This is a genomic window from Glutamicibacter sp. B1 (genome assembly GCF_039602135.1).
Taxonomy (GTDB): Bacteria; Actinomycetota; Actinomycetes; order Actinomycetales; family Micrococcaceae; genus Glutamicibacter; species Glutamicibacter ectropisis.
Genome location: NZ_CP125942.1, coordinates 3,446,342 through 3,460,819, shown reverse-complemented (window position 1 = coordinate 3,460,819; position 14,478 = coordinate 3,446,342). Strand labels below are relative to the sequence as shown.

Genomic DNA, 14,478 nt, shown 5'->3' with positions numbered 1-14,478 from the left:
GCAACAAGTTGGATGCACGTCAAAACATCCAAACATGGAACAGAGCAGTGCAGAAGAGCACAAGAGGTTAAGGAACAACTCATGAGTATTTCAATCACCAGCATCCCCGACGTCGCAGATGCCCAGCAGATTCTCTCCGATGACGCCCTTGCTTTCATCCAGAAGCTGCACGAGAAGTTCGCCGGAACCCGAAACGAGTTGATAGCAGCCCGTTCAGTGCGCCGCCAAGAATTCTCTGACGCCAAAGCCATCGACTTTGACCCACGGACCGAGGCAGTGCGCACCGGTGACTGGAAGGTCGCCGAAGCACCGGAAGCCCTGCGTGACCGCCGCGTCGAAATCACCGGCCCAGCGTCCCCAGCCAAGATGGCCATCAACGCCCTGAACTCAGGCGCCAAAGTCTGGCTGGCCGACCTGGAAGATGCTTCCACTCCGAGCTGGTTCAACGTCATCGACGCAATCTCCAATCTTTCGGCCGCCGCCCGCGGCACCCTGGCTTTCACCGACGAGAAGACCGGAAAGTCCTACGCGCTGCGCACCGACGCACCACGCGCTGTCGTTGTGGTTCGTCCCCGCGGCTGGCACCTGCCAGAAAACAACGTACTGATCAACGGTGAGCCAGCGGTTGGCGCACTGGTGGACTTCGGCCTGCACTTCTTCCACAACGCCAAGGTACTGACCGAATCCGGACAGGGACCGTTCTACTACCTGCCGAAGATGGAGCACTACCTCGAAGCACGCCTGTGGAACGAGATCTTCACCTTCGCCCAGGCCGAACTGGGAATCGCCCACGGCACAGTGCGCGCCACCATGCTCATCGAAACCATTCCAGCCGCATTCCAGATGGAAGAATTCCTCTACGAACTGCGCGAGCACGCTTCGGGCCTGAACGCAGGACGCTGGGACTACCTGTTCTCCATCATCAAGACCTTCCGCGAAGCCGGCGATGCCTTCATCATGCCGGACCGTTCGGCCGTCTCCATGACCGCGCCAATGATGCGCGCCTACACCGAACTGTTGGTGAAAACCTGTCACAAGCGTGGCGCCTTCGCCATGGGTGGCATGGCAGCGTTCATTCCAAACCGCCGCGAACCAGAAGTCACCGCAGCAGCCTTCGAGAAGGTGCGCGATGACAAGTCTCGCGAAGCCAACGACGGATTCGACGGTTCGTGGGTAGCCCACCCAGACCTGGTGGATATCTGCAAGGAAATCTTCGACGCCAAGCTGGGCGAGAAGCCAAACCAGATCGACCGCCAGCGCCCAGAGGTTGAGGTCACCGCGGCCCAGCTGCTTGACGTTGCCAGCGCACCGGGCGACGTGACCGAGGCCGGCGTGCGCGCCAACCTCTACGTCGCCGTGAACTACGTGGCTGTATGGCTTTCGGGCAATGGTGCGGTAGCCATCCACAACCTGATGGAAGACGCCGCCACCGCGGAAATCTCCCGCTCGCAGATCTGGCAGCAGATTCGCAATCAAGTGGTCGCCGCCGATACCGGCAACACCATCACCGCAGAACTGGTCTCGAAGATTCTTGATGAAGAAGTTGAGCGCCTGCGCGGCGAGGTCAACAACGAGGAACACTTCAAGGCCTACTACGAACCAGCCGCCGGGCTGATCGCCACCTTGACCAGTGGCAAGGATGAGGACTTTGCAGACTTCCTCACCACCGGCGCTTATGAACTATTGGAAAAGGAGTACGTGAGCAAGTCATGATCAACCCCTTCGATGAGTCCACACTGGCCAGCGTAGCAACGCTACTGGCCGCCACGGATCAGCTACTAGAAAAGTCCTACCCGGGAGATTCCGGGGCGCGCCAGCCCATCCACACGGTGTATGTTCCAGGGGATCAGTACTCCCCGGAACTACCAGCGGCTTGGGGCCACAACGCCATGGTGGCCGCCGGTGGCCTGGTGGGACTATCAATGCTGGCCACCAAGCTGAACCTGGCTGAACCACAGCGGTTGGCCGAGTTGGTGGCCGAGAAGCTGGCCAGTGAACCCATCGAAGATTTGCGCATTGACTTTGAAGACGGCTTTGGCAATCGCAGTGATGCTGAGGAGGACGCCGCCGTACTGGCAGCGGCCGACTCGCTCGCTGCGGCCATCGCCGCAAACAAAGCACCATCCTTTATCGGTATCCGCTTTAAATGTTTCGAAGCTCCGACCCGAGCCCGAGGCATTCGAACCCTGGGCCTGTTCATTGCCCAGTTGCTTTCCCGCGGTCAGCTACCAGCGGGACTACGCCTGACCCTGCCCAAGGTAACCACAGTAGACCAGGTCAAAGCCATGGTGTTGCTGACCGAAAAGCTAGAAGAAACCCATGGTCTTGAACCCGGCACTCTTCGCTTCGAAGTGCAGGTCGAAACCCCGCAGGTCATCATCGCCGCCGATGGCACCCATCCGGTGGCCGGGCTGATCCATGCAGGCCAGGGCCGAGTATCCTCCCTGCACTACGGCACCTATGACTACTCCGCCTCACTGGGCGTGGCTGCCGGCTATCAGTCCATGGAACACCCCGTGGCTGACTACGCCAAAGACGTGATGCAGGTGGCCGTGGCAGGCACCGGCGTAGAACTTTCCGACGGCTCCACCAACATCATCCCTGCCGGTGACCCTGAAAACATGGCTGAAGCCTGGGCGTTGCACGCTCGTTTGGTCTCCCGCCACCTAGCCCGAGGTATCTACCAGGGCTGGGATCTGCACGAAAACCAGCTGCCCACCCGTTACCTAGCGACCTTCGCCTTCTTCCGCGAGGGCCTGCAAGCGGCCGGCACCCGCCTGCGCAACTACGTTCACCAGATCAGCTCCACGATCATGGATGAACCAGCCACCGCCCGAGCCCTGGCCCGCTACATCCATCGCGGGGTCACCTGCGGTGCGGTGAGCGCAGAAGAAGTCGCCGAGCTAGCTCAAATCACCCTGCCCGAACTCGAAGCCATCGCGCTGAATCGCTCCCACGCCTAAGGATCCCATCATGACTGTTCCAGCAATCCAGAACTCCGCGTCCTACTACGCGAACTTCGGTGGACACCCGCCACAGAGCGACCTGCTGACCGACCGCGCCATCGTCACCGAGGCTTACACCGTGATCCCCAAGGGCGTGCTGCGTGACATCGTTACCAGTGTCTTCCCCGAGTGGACCAATACCCGCGCATGGGTGCTCAACCGTCCGGTCGCCGGCGGTGCCACCACCTTCGCCCAGTCCATCGTGGAAGTTGCCCCCGGCGGCGGAGCCACCAAGCCAGAACCGCAGGCTGAAGTCCAGGGCTTCATCTTTGTCCTCACCGGGCAGCTGACCCTGATCATTGAAGGCACCGAGCATGTGCTCGAAGATGGCGGTTACGCTTACCTGCCTGCTGGTTCCACCTGGTCGGCGCGCAATGACGGTACCGAACTGACCAGCTTCCACTGGCTGCGCAAGCGCTACGAACCACTGGCCGGTGTGGATGCGCCGGGCCCGGTGGTGGGCAATGAGCGCGACGTAGAGCCTGGCGCCATGCCGGGGACCGATGGCAAGTGGCGCACCACTCGCATGTTGGATCCTGACGATGTTGCTTTCGACTTTGGTGTGAACATCGTGACTTTTGAGCCTGGTGCTTCGATTCCTTTTGCCGAGACTCACGTGATGGAACATGGCCTGTATGTGCTCGAAGGTAAGGGTGTGTACCGGTTGAACGGTGATTGGGTTGAGGTGGAAGCCGGGGACTACATGTCACTGCGTGCCTTCTGCCCGCAGGCTTGTTATGCCGGTGGCCCGGATAACTTCCGTTACCTGCTGTACAAGGATCAGAACCGACAAGTCGCCTTGTAAGCTGACGCTTCCGTAATCTTCCGGGGCCAGTACCCACGCAGTTCACCTTTGTGCCGGCACGTCGTATCCGCCTCACTGTCCGAGTGATGTTTCATCTTTACCAGGACATGGCGGGCCAGTACATCGGGTTTTGTGCGGGTGCTAGCCCCGGTTTTTGATTCTTTAGAATCGAGGTTATTCCAACTTGTGCGTCGCTGGCTGGCGACATGACCGCAATGATTCTAGAGTTGTGATCTCCAAGAGTCTCGGGAGTCATGCAGTGTACGGTGTGAGTCTTACCTGGAAGTGTAAGCTCAAGCCAGATTTGCAAACTGAAAGCTCCCGATTTACACCGATAGGGACTTTTGGGGTTGGGCGCGGGTTAGCGCAAGGGTAGTTATGGCCAGAACGATACCAATGATTTGAATCGCAACAGCGATGGCAAATACTTGTTCCTGCAACGCAATGCACACATTACCTTCTCGCAAATGCTCAGATTCTGGGCCCCATCCAAGTGCGCCAGCGCTGATTCCACACGTCATTCCGTCAACGTTCAAGGGGATAGCGAGAAGTATCAATGCGACAACGCCAAAGGCGACGGAGAGGCTAGCCAGTATTTTGGACGACATTGACTTCGCAGAAAATTTCCTGAGTACCGTACCAAGGCAAAGCAAGAGCAGTATTAGTGATGCGAAAACTAGCCAAAGTGACAAAGGTTGGTCCAACATTTCCATTTGAGGTTTTCCTTATTTGAGTGAGATCCCATACCAAACGGTTGAGAGTCCCTGCTTCATAAATAGTGCGATGGTCGCGCTCGAATTGACGTTAGGTCTGATTGGGTATTTCTGTGAGATTTTTGGGGCGCCGTAACTTCTGCCCGAAACAACCAGTAGATAATCAGCCGGGTCATCGTGCTTTTGTGAGGATCCATGTCAGTGACTAGATGGCAGCCAGTTCGTCCGTTCCAAATAGTCTCTATTTTTGCATAGGTCCTGTGTTTTTCGCGAAAGTAGACAAACTTCTTGCCTGGGTTCAAGTCCTAGTCGCACCCGTAATTCCGTTACCTGCTCTACAAGGATCAGAACCGTCAGGTCGCGTTGTAATCTGACGCTTGCATAATCTTCCGAGGCCAGTACCCACGCAGCACCCACGCGCGACTTTCGCCAAGGGAACCGCTGAGCGGTGAGGGCGGCGTTGACCGACGCTTGTGGTGTGAAGTGTGGTCTGCAGGGGTCGCATGACCAGACGTTGCGCCCAAATAATCCTTGGGTGCGAAGAGTAAGCCAGTACTGCTGACGAGTTCGGTTCCTCGACTACTCGACGGGATACTTCGGCATGGGCCGGACGCCATTTAGTAGTGGTATCGGGCTTGGAGGATGATCAAGTCTTCGCCTATCACAATGTGTACCAACCGGTGTTCGTCGGTAATTCGGCGGGACCATGAGCCGGTGGCCCCGTATTTGAGCTGTTCGGGTTTTCTAATCCCCTGGAAGGGATCCCGAAGACAAGCCTCGATCAGAGTGTTGACTCTCTTGAGCACGTGTCGGACGGCAGCTTGCCAGTAGAAGTAATCGCCCCATCCTGCACGATCCTAGACGAGCTGCACTTATTCGTCCTAGTCGAGCTCGTGAGTCTCGGTCACTCCCGACCGTGCACGTTCGTAGGCATCCAAGAGCCGCCGGGCGTTGGCTGGCGAACGGAAGAGGAACGCGGTCTCCTGCCATGCCGCGTATTCATCTGCCGCCATGAGAACAGCATTTCCCTTGCGAGAGATGATTTCAACAGCTTGGCGGTCATCATTGACTTGTTGAATCAATGGAACGAGTGTCTTGCGTGCTTCGCTTGCGCTAATGGACATCTTGGGCCCTTCCAACTACTGGTCGTACCACCTAGAGGTACGACGATTCTATGGTGCAGGGAAGCGACTTGGCTGAGACCGGAACCGGCTGTGCTTTATAAACAGGAGGTCACTGCCGGAATAGAAGCGTCACTTTGGTAGCGTTGCTGAGGAATCAACCCTGTAATGGAGAAGAACCATTGAAGATAGCTTTTTACGCAGCCTTTGCAGCTATGGTGATTGGTGCGATAACCGTCATTTTGACGATGCCCGAACTATTTAATGAACCTAGCGCACCGCAAGTGGGCCTGGTGATTTGGGCAGGAGCCGTCTTCCTAGCTGGGTTTATCGTTGTAGGTCTGCTGAAAAGCGTTGCGACGATGGAGAATTAGTAACTTTTTGCCGACAAGCTGGCGAAGAGCAGGCCTGAGTTTTCGCCCGGGTTCTTAGAACGATTTATTTACGCTGAACCAACAATTACAACCAACCCGCCTGAATCCCAGTGATGGCGCGGATTTTGATTTCTCGTGCCACGGCATTACTTACAAATCGAACTTCAGCTACTTACAGATTCTTCATCGGCCAATTGCTCATCCTCATCTTGGGCGGCCCGTGAACTGAGGATCAATCGGCGTTCAAGGCGCGTGAGATTTTGCGAGGTCGGCTCGACAAGGGCCGGTTGCAAGGCAGAACGCAGCGCGTCCCCAACCAACTGCTCATCCAGGTCCACTCCAACGGCCACCAGAGCATCGTCGGCAGGATCAGAACCAGCTGTGGCCAACTGAAGATGTGGTTGCCATCCGACCATATTGATCAGGTAGCGCTGGATCCCGGTGCCGGTGCGAATCTTCACGTGGCCTTTGAGCCGGTAGGCATTTGCTGGAGGATTCTCTAAGAGATCCAGGATGGCGCCCGGATCTGCAGGCTCGGGGCAGGGAACGGTGACTGCATGAGCATGCGGGGCATGGGTATGGTCGTGCTCGGCCCGAGACGCGGCGGCCAGCGGAAGTTCGTCTGCCGGGTCCTCATTCAGCGCGATATCAAAGACCAGTTCCGGGTCGATGGCAGCATGGCTGGCGGGAACAATGCTCACCTGTGGGTTGGCTTGACGTACTCGCTCGCTGATTCGAGTGAAGGTCGCCTCGCGTTGTTCTGCGGAGATCATGTCTAACTTGTTGACCACCACGAGACTGGCTGCAGTAAACCGGGCTGGAGCCATGGCGGCCGTGTCCACCGTATGTTCGTGCTGTACTGCGTCGATAACGTCGATGATGCCACCGGGGCGGACCCCGGGTGCATTGCCGTAGCGCAAGAGTCGATCCACGTTGATAGGGTCAGCTGCGCCACTGGCTTCAACGATGATCGCATCCAACCGAAGTTTTGGTGCCGCAAGTTTTTCCAGTAACTCGTCAAGGCCACCACTATCTGGCAGGCAGCACACGCAGCCACCGGCAATGGACTCGGCGGCATCGATCTGCCCGGTGATCAGTCCGGTATCAACATTGATCTTGCCGATATCGTTGATGATCACGCCAACCCGGGTGCCCGGGCGGGTTAATAATCCATTGAGCAAACTGGTCTTTCCGGCGCCGAGGTATCCAGTGAGCACAATAACGGGGATCAAGACCGGTTCCTTTTCATCGTGGCGCAGCAGGGCGTAGTTATTCTCCCTGCTAACTGTGGCAATTTCACGTGTGGATACACGTGGCTGACGCGGTTACCAGGTGGGTAGTTGGGGAATCGGGCCGTCAGCTTCGATGTTCTGAGAATTGCCACGAGCCAACCAGTCAATCAAATGTGCGCGGTCAGCCCTCACGGTGAGTGAACCATCACCAATGACCCATTCACCGCCATCGTTGCCTAGCAGCGTCATGCCCGGAGCATCCTTGAAGCGCATGGTGCGCACAGCGGCTTCCAGCGCTTCCTCTTGAGAATCCGGCTCAGCCTCGGCGATGGTCCACACGGAATTCAGGTCATGATGATGGATGACTACTTCGGCAGTACGCAAGGCAACGATGGAGGCCGCTGGAATGATCTTGCCGTGTAGATCAACCTCTTCTACTGCAAGCTTGCCGGTAAGGCGCTCACACTCTTGCGCGAAGTAGCTAGCCGATTCTTCAAAAGCTGCGAGCAGTTCTTCGCTCGGTAGTGCAGCGAGCTCATCGATTTCTGCGTTGCGTGCTTCCTGCGATGCATAAAGTTTCTGTGGCTCACCGCTGGTGACCCAGTCCACGAGCTTGACCAGAGTCCGACCGTTTGAGGCCAAATGCGCAATGACATGTGCACGACTCCAACCCTCACACAGGGAGTCGGCGGTTAATTCTTCGGTGGACAGGGCCCGCACCGTAGCGGACATCGACGCAGTTTCGCGAGTGAGACGGGACAGGTCCGAATGCAGTCGAGCAGTATTGATCATGCTGTCACCCTATCAACGGGTGCGTTCGCTCAATAATGATGTCGTTATAGATTACCGCGCGACCCTGAACCATCGCTTCACGGCTGTATGCGCATGGGGAAATTCTGATGTGTAGTCAATCTCGTCGGCCTAAATGTTGGGCAGGAACGTGGCATGGCACGTAGCCTTGAAACTAAGCGAAGCAAGGATGGGAAAGTAGCTCAGTGGCGAAGAAAAAGAAGAAGCAGAAGCCCAAGCAGGGGCACCCGGCGCGCCTGCAGGGAGATGTCATCTCCATAGAACGCGCGAAGGTTAAGCGTGGTCTGGATGCACTAACCCCGCAGTTCACCCGATGGCTTGAATCCGAGCACGGGGATAGCGAATTAGCCCCGATGGTTTTGGCCACGGTGGGTGAAACCTTGAGCTTCTATGCTGAAGCCATTGAATTGCGCAGCGTCACCGACTTTGATCCCCCGCAGCTATTCACGGTGCTGAATGCAACCATCGAATTCGAAGAAGCAGAAGATCCAGACGACGACTCCGGAGAGCTACGCGATCTGGTGTTCACCGCATGGACCGTCTATTTGGACTTCTTGCAAGAAAACGATCTGTGGGGTGGCGATCCGGCCGGTATCGAATGGTTGCTGGAAACGATCAATTCCGATGATCCTTTCAACGGCGGCAGTGCCAAGAAGCCGTTGAAGGTACCGGAAACTGTTGAGGATGCCGTGGCTGACATGGACCGAATGCAGGTTTTGAAGACGGGTCGAGTGCTCCTGACCTGGGCCACCACCAAGGGACACAACTACTGGGACGCTGGCCCGGGCCCGAAGTATATTTCCCAAGCGGCTCAGGCAGTACGCGGACTATTTCCGAAGGAAGTTGACGCGTCGAGCCGTCATCACGTGGCTTCCATCGTGCTCACTGCCCTTGAAATGGCCGGCTTGCTGGACACCAAGACCGGTGCCGTTCCGGAACACGGCAAAAATGCGCACGATTTCATGGATGTTGACGACGCGGTGACATTCCAGAGCAAGTACGGCTACCTCCAGGCGGTCCTTGATTTGCTGCTGGCTGAGCCAGAAAAAGACGACGAGGAAACTGTTGAGTCTTGGGGTCTTTCTAATCTCTGGTTGCTTAGAGCGATCGATGGCGAAGCACAGCCGGTTGTTCATGACCGCCTCGAGTCGTTCTCCGAGGCTGGATTCTCCGGCGCACATCAACGTATGAAATTACTGCGTTCACTGGGCTTGGTGAATGAGGGAAGTACTTACGACATTCCGGGAATTGTCAGGCTGGCGCTGACCGACTTGGACGACGACGCCCAGGAAGACGAGCAGGCTGAAGAACCTACCGACCCAGCTGCGATGGATCCCTTCGGACTCGCTTTTGATGAGGAGGACGAACCTAAGCGTCTAAAACGCACCGAGCCGTATAAGGGCAAGGTGCTACAACTCAAGCTCTCCTTGCGCGATGTGAAGCCACCGATCTGGCGACGCGTCCTAGTACCGACCGACTTGAATCTGGGGGATCTGCACGACATTATCCAGACCAGCTTCGACTTCTCCGACTCGCACCTGCACCAGTTCTACGGTCCAAACTACAAGGTCAGCTACGGTCCCAAGAATCCATATATGGAAAGTGATGTCGATGAGTCGACAGTTCTACTCTCCAAGCTTTTCAAGAAACCGAAGGACCGGCTGAGCTACGCCTACGACTTTGGTGATGATTGGCGAATTGGGATCGAGGTTGAGGACGTTCTCGCCGCCGATGACGGTCAATTGCCACGGTGCATCGGCGGACGCCGCATGGGTCCACTGGAAGATAGTGGTGGCCCATGGCAGTGGACCCAGATGGTTCAAGAACTCAAGGACGAGAAGCCTCTGACCATGATGGAAGATACACTGCCCGACGAATTCCAACCGGTCCCGGGCGAAGACTTTGACCCGGCAGTATTCAGCATCGAGGAAATCAACGAGAACCTCGATCTTGAGTTCTAGCTAGTAACGGCTAACCGCACAGGCTCTGATCCGCTGTGCGGTTGGTCGTTGTCACCGGCGATTTTTCCGGCTTCTGTAACTCTTGGTAGTCCTGGCCGAGACTTAACTGAACACCATCAACTGTGGCGGTTGTTGGTTTGATGTCCAGATTCAGTGCCTTGGCTAGGGCTTTCGCCGTCTCTTGGGCCTGGTCGGTATCGGCGGCCAGCAAGGTGGTACGAGCCTTCACGCTAGCGGCATTGCCGATTGATGAAACGGTGAATCCCTCTTTGGTGGCCTTGGCCGAGAAGTCAGCTGCCAGTCCTGCTACCTGAGCTGCGTTAAAGATCTGTACCGGAGCCTGGGGACTCTTACTGTTTTCGGTCTTTTTCTTGTCTGCCGAACCTGCTAGAACAACAGGTGAATCCGCGCGCAGGCTGGCAAAAAGGGATTCCGCGTCAGCGGAGGGAACCACACGATTCTTATTCTGCGGCGCTTGCTCCCATGGCATGGTCATGAAGGTAATTTTGTCTGAAGGAACCGCTTGGGCCCTCAGGGCCAGTGAGCTCAGATCGGTCAGGGAGCTCAAACCGGGGTCCACAGTTAATGAAGACGTGGCATCATCCAAGAAGGAATATAGGCGGTCTGGTCGGGCGAGCGTTTCCTTGCTGGTGGCCTGTTGAACGATGGCCGACATGACCATCTGTTGGTGACCTAGGCGTGCGATGTCACTGCCATCGCCTACCGCATGACGGGTACGGGCCAAGGCTAGGGCATCAGTTCCGTTGACGGTCTGCTCTCCGGCTGGCAGGTCAAGGTTCGCTTTGGAATCCTTCATCGCCTTTGGCAGGCACACCTTGACCCCACCCAAGGCATCAACGATGGACATGAACCCTTCAAAGTTGATTTCAACAAAGTGATTCAACTGCACACCGGTCAGTGATTCAACAGCCGTGACAGAGCAGGCCGGACCGTAATTTAGTGCCGAATTAATCATCGCCACACCGCCAGGATAACTGCCATGACCGGTGTCTTCACAGGCGGGCATATCTACCAGGGTGTCACGAGGGATTTGGACTGCATCAATGCGTTTGTTCCCCGCGGCGATGTGAACCAGAACCATCGAATCGCTGCGTGCGCCCGAGGCTTTGCCAAATCCGGTGGCGTCCATATCGCGGGTGTCCGAACCCAAGAGCAAGATGTTCAAACCGTGACTCGAATCAGGTGCCGGCGATTCGGTGCTTCGAATAGCTGCTGTAGAAATATTGCCTTGCAACTTAAACCAGAGTCCACCAGCAGCCACAATCAGGGCAATGATCAGCGCAGTGATGAGCACAAAAGTGATGCGCCGTTTGCGAGGCCGTATTCGAAGCTCGGTCATATATGCGCCTCCTGTGTGAATTCATCTGGCTATAGTTCGATCCCAGACGATCACAAAAAGCTGAACGTGCACCAATAGATTCAACGAGGTAATCCATGCATCAAAGCTATGTCAGGGTGCGGGCCCAGTATCTACACCGTAAAAATCAGCCCTAAAACCTCGGGGTGCCTTCACTCACAGTAGGTGTAAGAACTCCGTTAGAGCCGGGTTTTGGAACGGATCGCGCCGGTAGATGATCCCGATTGCGCGGCCTGTTCCTTCCGGTAGCGCAAGTTGTTTGCCGCCGAAGACTTCAGCGGTGGTGGCCATGACGCCCGGAACCATCGTGATACCTCCGCAAGCAATGCTCAGTGGCACTAGGGCGTCGCGTTGCACAGTGGTGATGACCCGTGGTGGAACGCAGCCAAGCGAACGATATATCTCGTCGGTGACTTTGCGGATGGAGGTGGGCTGGGGCAGGCTAACCAAGCTCAAGGAACTTAGTAGTTGTGCGTTGAGACCCGTTGCGGTGTTAAGGTTGGCCGGGACTACGGCAGCAAATTCTTGTTGGCAAACCAGCCGGGATTCTAAATCGGCAGGAACTTGATGGCTCACGCCGAACGCTGCATCTGCACTACCCAAGCGGATTGTTTCAACCAGTTCCTCGTGGTCTTGGACGCTGAGGATTTCAAGGTGGATCTCTGGGTGCTTCTTGTGGAACTGGCCAACATACTCGGGCAACACGCTGCCGATGAGCGAAGGTAAACCCGCGATGCGCAAGGAACCGGTTTTCAGCTCCCTAGTCGACGCACCTAGTGCGTTGATCGAGGCCAGTTCGTCAAGGATGCGTCGTCCCGCGGGGACAATACTGCGCCCAGCGTCGGTTAATTGCATGGTGCGTCCCACTGCACGAAAAATGGGCACACCCAGACTCTGTTCGAGGGACTGAATTCTGCGCGAGAGCGATGGCTGAGAGATTCCGAGGACATCGGCGGCCGCAGTGAATGATCCATAGTCAACCACGGTGATCACTGCTGCGATCTGGGGCAGGGAAACACCGCTGAGATCTGATTGAGTAGCCATGAAGTGCGCGGCCCCTAGAAAATGAATTGGCAGTAGAGTTCTATCGCCAAACGCTAGCACGGGCACCTATGTTCATTGGGTTAACGCCCAACGCGGCGGGAAGCTGTGTTTACTAGCTTCCCGCCGCGGTTGAAATGGTGAATGTTTAGTTATCTGTGCCGTCGATTGCTGCACCGGCGGGAGTTGCCCCGCCCTCATCGGTCCAGTCCTGGCCGGTTTCATCATTCAGCGCAGGATCAGAAATGGTATCGGGCAATTCGGCTCCGTCCTTGTTCAGGAAAGCTTGTGGATCATTTGCAGTCATATTTCCATCCCTTTCGTTGGCTGGACTGCCAACCTAACAAGAGACCTTTCGTGAATGCCACCCTCGGAGGCCCGTTTTGAGCAAGTCATCAGCAAGACCTTAGCTCGCGTTGGCTGTCCCCACAGTTGATTCACGGACGACAAGTTTCGGCGTGAAAACGAACTGTTCTCTCACCGTGTCTGCGCCCACCTCGGCTTCACGCAACAGCACGTCCACTGCCGTCCGTCCGATTTCCTCGGCAGGTTGGCGCACCGTAGTGATTGGGACAACTGCCGACTGGGCAAAGTCGATATTGTCGTAGCCCACCAGGGCGATATCCTCGGGGACGCGGAGTGAACCGGACATGACTAGTGCTTGCAAGATACCCAAAGCGAGCAAGTCGTTGGCGGCAAAGATGCCATCGGGTCGTTCATCTGGGTTCATTGCCAAGATCCGCTCGCCCGCGGCGCGACCTTCTAAAACGGTGAGCTGTTTGGTAGGCATAACTTGGAGGACCGCATCTGCGGTTCCTGCGATGACCGATTGAGCTCCTTCGAGGCGGTGCTGCACCTGTTCGATGCTTTGTGGTCCGCCGACAAAGGCTATTTTCTTGCGTCCGAGATCTACTAGGTGTTGTACCGCGATGCGACCGCCTTCGACGTCGTTAACGGAAACGGATGAGAAGCTGCGATCTCCACTGCCACGGTCAACCAGAACTACGGGGGTGCCGGCTTCACGGATTTTCCAGAGACGACTCAAATCGCTGTGCATGGGGGAGATCAGTACCCCGGCAACCCGCTGTTCCTCGAAGAGATCCAAGAGTTGTTGCTCCGTAGTCAGTGAGTTGTCGCTGGACCCCATCAGGACCGTATACCCGTTTTCCAAGGCCCGGTGTTGAGCGCCTTGGGTGACATCCATGAAGAAGGGGTTGCGTCCGTCCAGGACCACAAGTCCAAAGTTCCGGCTGTGACCTGCACGCAATTGTCGGGCCGCGTCATTGCGGACGAAACCGAGCTTTTCTATTGCAGCACTGACTTTGTTGACGGTGCGTTCAGAAACGACCTCCGGGCGGTTGAGCACGTTGGATACGGTGCCCACAGAAACTCCGGCTTCGGCGGCGACTTCCTTTACGCTGACGGCCACAGAGATTTCCTGTTCTTTTCGAGGGTACTGATCTTGCGAGTATATCCCGGGTCCTGGTGGAGAGCTTAACGCCAGCATGTATTGAAAGGTTTCAAAATATTTCGTCAATCATGGGCGAATCTTCTTGATCTCTAATCGTGAAATGCCTTACACTCAGTGTACCGCATGATTGAAACGATTCATTTTATGCAAAATGAAGAGATAGCGGTACCACCAACAACGACGTTTGACGCAGGAAGGAAAGCTAATGCGAGTCTGCTTCCAGCTACAAGTTCGCCCCGAGCTCATGGACCAGTACATCGAACGCCACGCAAAAGTCTGGCCGGAGATGCTCCAAGCAATCAACGATGCCGGACGCCGGAACTACTCGCTCTTTCTACGCGCCGACGGACTGCTCATCGGCTATTACGAAACGGACGACGACCAAGCAGCGCAAGAGGCTCTCGACGCTGACCCGCGCACTGCACGGTGGGAGGCAGAGATGTCTGCATTCTTCCTCAGTCTCGACGGACGAGCGGATCAGCAAGCCCAACGGCTCAGTGAAGTTTTCAACCTCGAAGACCAATTGGCAAACCTGCCAGCAACAAGAAACTAACTCACCGCATCAAG

14 protein-coding genes and 1 pseudogene are annotated in these 14,478 nt (G+C 56.3%); 6 read left to right on the top strand and 9 right to left on the bottom strand.

The window, feature by feature from the left end:
- Nucleotides 1-81 precede the first annotated feature (81 nt).
- The 3 genes from aceB to QMQ05_RS16265 are packed head-to-tail and all read left to right on the top strand — an operon-like array spanning nt 82 to nt 3,810.
- The gene (aceB, locus tag QMQ05_RS16275) at nt 82-1,713 is read left to right on the top strand and encodes a malate synthase A (RefSeq protein WP_345471753.1); all 1,632 of its coding nucleotides are present in this window, start codon (nt 82-84) and stop codon (nt 1,711-1,713) included.
- Nucleotides 1,710-2,963, top strand: a complete 1,254-nt coding sequence (locus QMQ05_RS16270) for a DUF6986 family protein (RefSeq protein ID WP_345471751.1) — start codon at nt 1,710-1,712, stop codon at nt 2,961-2,963. Before aceB ends, QMQ05_RS16270 begins: the two co-directional genes overlap by 4 nt.
- A gap of 10 nt (nt 2,964-2,973) precedes the next feature.
- A complete protein-coding gene (locus QMQ05_RS16265; RefSeq protein WP_334122733.1) occupies nt 2,974-3,810 on the top strand; it encodes a bifunctional allantoicase/(S)-ureidoglycine aminohydrolase in 837 nt (278 codons plus the stop codon).
- A 326-nt stretch (nt 3,811-4,136) separates the two neighbouring features.
- Here the strand turns inward: QMQ05_RS16265 and QMQ05_RS16260 are convergent, their stop codons facing one another.
- The 3 genes and pseudogenes from QMQ05_RS16260 to QMQ05_RS16250 form a co-directional block, all read right to left on the bottom strand.
- Nucleotides 4,137-4,418 carry a hypothetical protein gene (locus QMQ05_RS16260; RefSeq protein ID WP_345471750.1) on the bottom strand — a complete coding sequence of 94 codons (282 nt, stop codon included), beginning with the start codon at nt 4,416-4,418 and terminating at the stop codon, nt 4,137-4,139.
- Between the two features lie 722 nt (nt 4,419-5,140).
- Nucleotides 5,141-5,380: pseudogene (locus tag QMQ05_RS16255) on the bottom strand (Txe/YoeB family addiction module toxin); the annotation flags it as partial.
- A gap of 24 nt (nt 5,381-5,404) precedes the next feature.
- Nucleotides 5,405-5,647, bottom strand: a complete 243-nt coding sequence (locus QMQ05_RS16250) for a type II toxin-antitoxin system Phd/YefM family antitoxin (RefSeq protein WP_345471748.1) — start codon at nt 5,645-5,647, stop codon at nt 5,405-5,407.
- A gap of 179 nt (nt 5,648-5,826) precedes the next feature.
- Here QMQ05_RS16250 and QMQ05_RS16245 point away from each other — a divergent pair, with 179 nt between their 5' ends.
- A complete protein-coding gene (locus QMQ05_RS16245; protein ID WP_345471746.1) occupies nt 5,827-6,018 on the top strand; it encodes a hypothetical protein in 192 nt (63 codons plus the stop codon).
- A 164-nt stretch (nt 6,019-6,182) separates the two neighbouring features.
- On the opposite strand, the gene QMQ05_RS16240 is transcribed toward QMQ05_RS16245, so the two are convergent.
- Together QMQ05_RS16240 and QMQ05_RS16235 are read right to left on the bottom strand one after the other, a co-directional pair.
- Nucleotides 6,183-7,250: a CobW family GTP-binding protein gene (locus tag QMQ05_RS16240; protein WP_345471744.1), complete on the bottom strand. Its 1,068-nt coding sequence runs from the start codon at nt 7,248-7,250 to the stop codon at nt 6,183-6,185.
- 93 nt (nt 7,251-7,343) lie between these two features.
- Nucleotides 7,344-8,042 (bottom strand): maleylpyruvate isomerase family mycothiol-dependent enzyme, encoded by a 699-nt coding sequence (locus QMQ05_RS16235; protein WP_345471742.1) that lies wholly within the window; start codon nt 8,040-8,042, stop codon nt 7,344-7,346.
- A 203-nt stretch (nt 8,043-8,245) separates the two neighbouring features.
- On the opposite strand from QMQ05_RS16235, the gene QMQ05_RS16230 reads away from it, so the two are divergent.
- Nucleotides 8,246-10,021: a plasmid pRiA4b ORF-3 family protein gene (locus tag QMQ05_RS16230; RefSeq protein WP_345471740.1), complete on the top strand. Its 1,776-nt coding sequence runs from the start codon at nt 8,246-8,248 to the stop codon at nt 10,019-10,021.
- A gap of 10 nt (nt 10,022-10,031) precedes the next feature.
- On the opposite strand, the gene QMQ05_RS16225 is transcribed toward QMQ05_RS16230, so the two are convergent.
- The 4 genes from QMQ05_RS16225 to QMQ05_RS16210 form a co-directional block, all read right to left on the bottom strand.
- Nucleotides 10,032-11,381, bottom strand: coding sequence for an LCP family protein (locus QMQ05_RS16225; RefSeq protein WP_345471738.1), 1,350 nt, complete (start codon nt 11,379-11,381; stop codon nt 10,032-10,034).
- Nucleotides 11,382-11,555: 174 nt separating this feature from the next.
- The gene (locus QMQ05_RS16220; protein WP_345471736.1) at nt 11,556-12,443 is read right to left on the bottom strand and encodes a LysR family transcriptional regulator; all 888 of its coding nucleotides are present in this window, start codon (nt 12,441-12,443) and stop codon (nt 11,556-11,558) included.
- A gap of 145 nt (nt 12,444-12,588) precedes the next feature.
- Nucleotides 12,589-12,747, bottom strand: coding sequence for a hypothetical protein (locus QMQ05_RS16215; protein ID WP_345471734.1), 159 nt, complete (start codon nt 12,745-12,747; stop codon nt 12,589-12,591).
- 99 nt (nt 12,748-12,846) lie between these two features.
- Nucleotides 12,847-13,869: a LacI family DNA-binding transcriptional regulator gene (locus QMQ05_RS16210; protein WP_345471732.1), complete on the bottom strand. Its 1,023-nt coding sequence runs from the start codon at nt 13,867-13,869 to the stop codon at nt 12,847-12,849.
- Nucleotides 13,870-14,116: 247 nt separating this feature from the next.
- Here QMQ05_RS16210 and QMQ05_RS16205 point away from each other — a divergent pair, with 247 nt between their 5' ends.
- Entirely contained in the window at nt 14,117-14,464 is a 348-nt protein-coding gene (locus QMQ05_RS16205; RefSeq protein ID WP_345471730.1) for an L-rhamnose mutarotase, read from the top strand.
- Nucleotides 14,465-14,478: the final 14 nt, after the last annotated feature.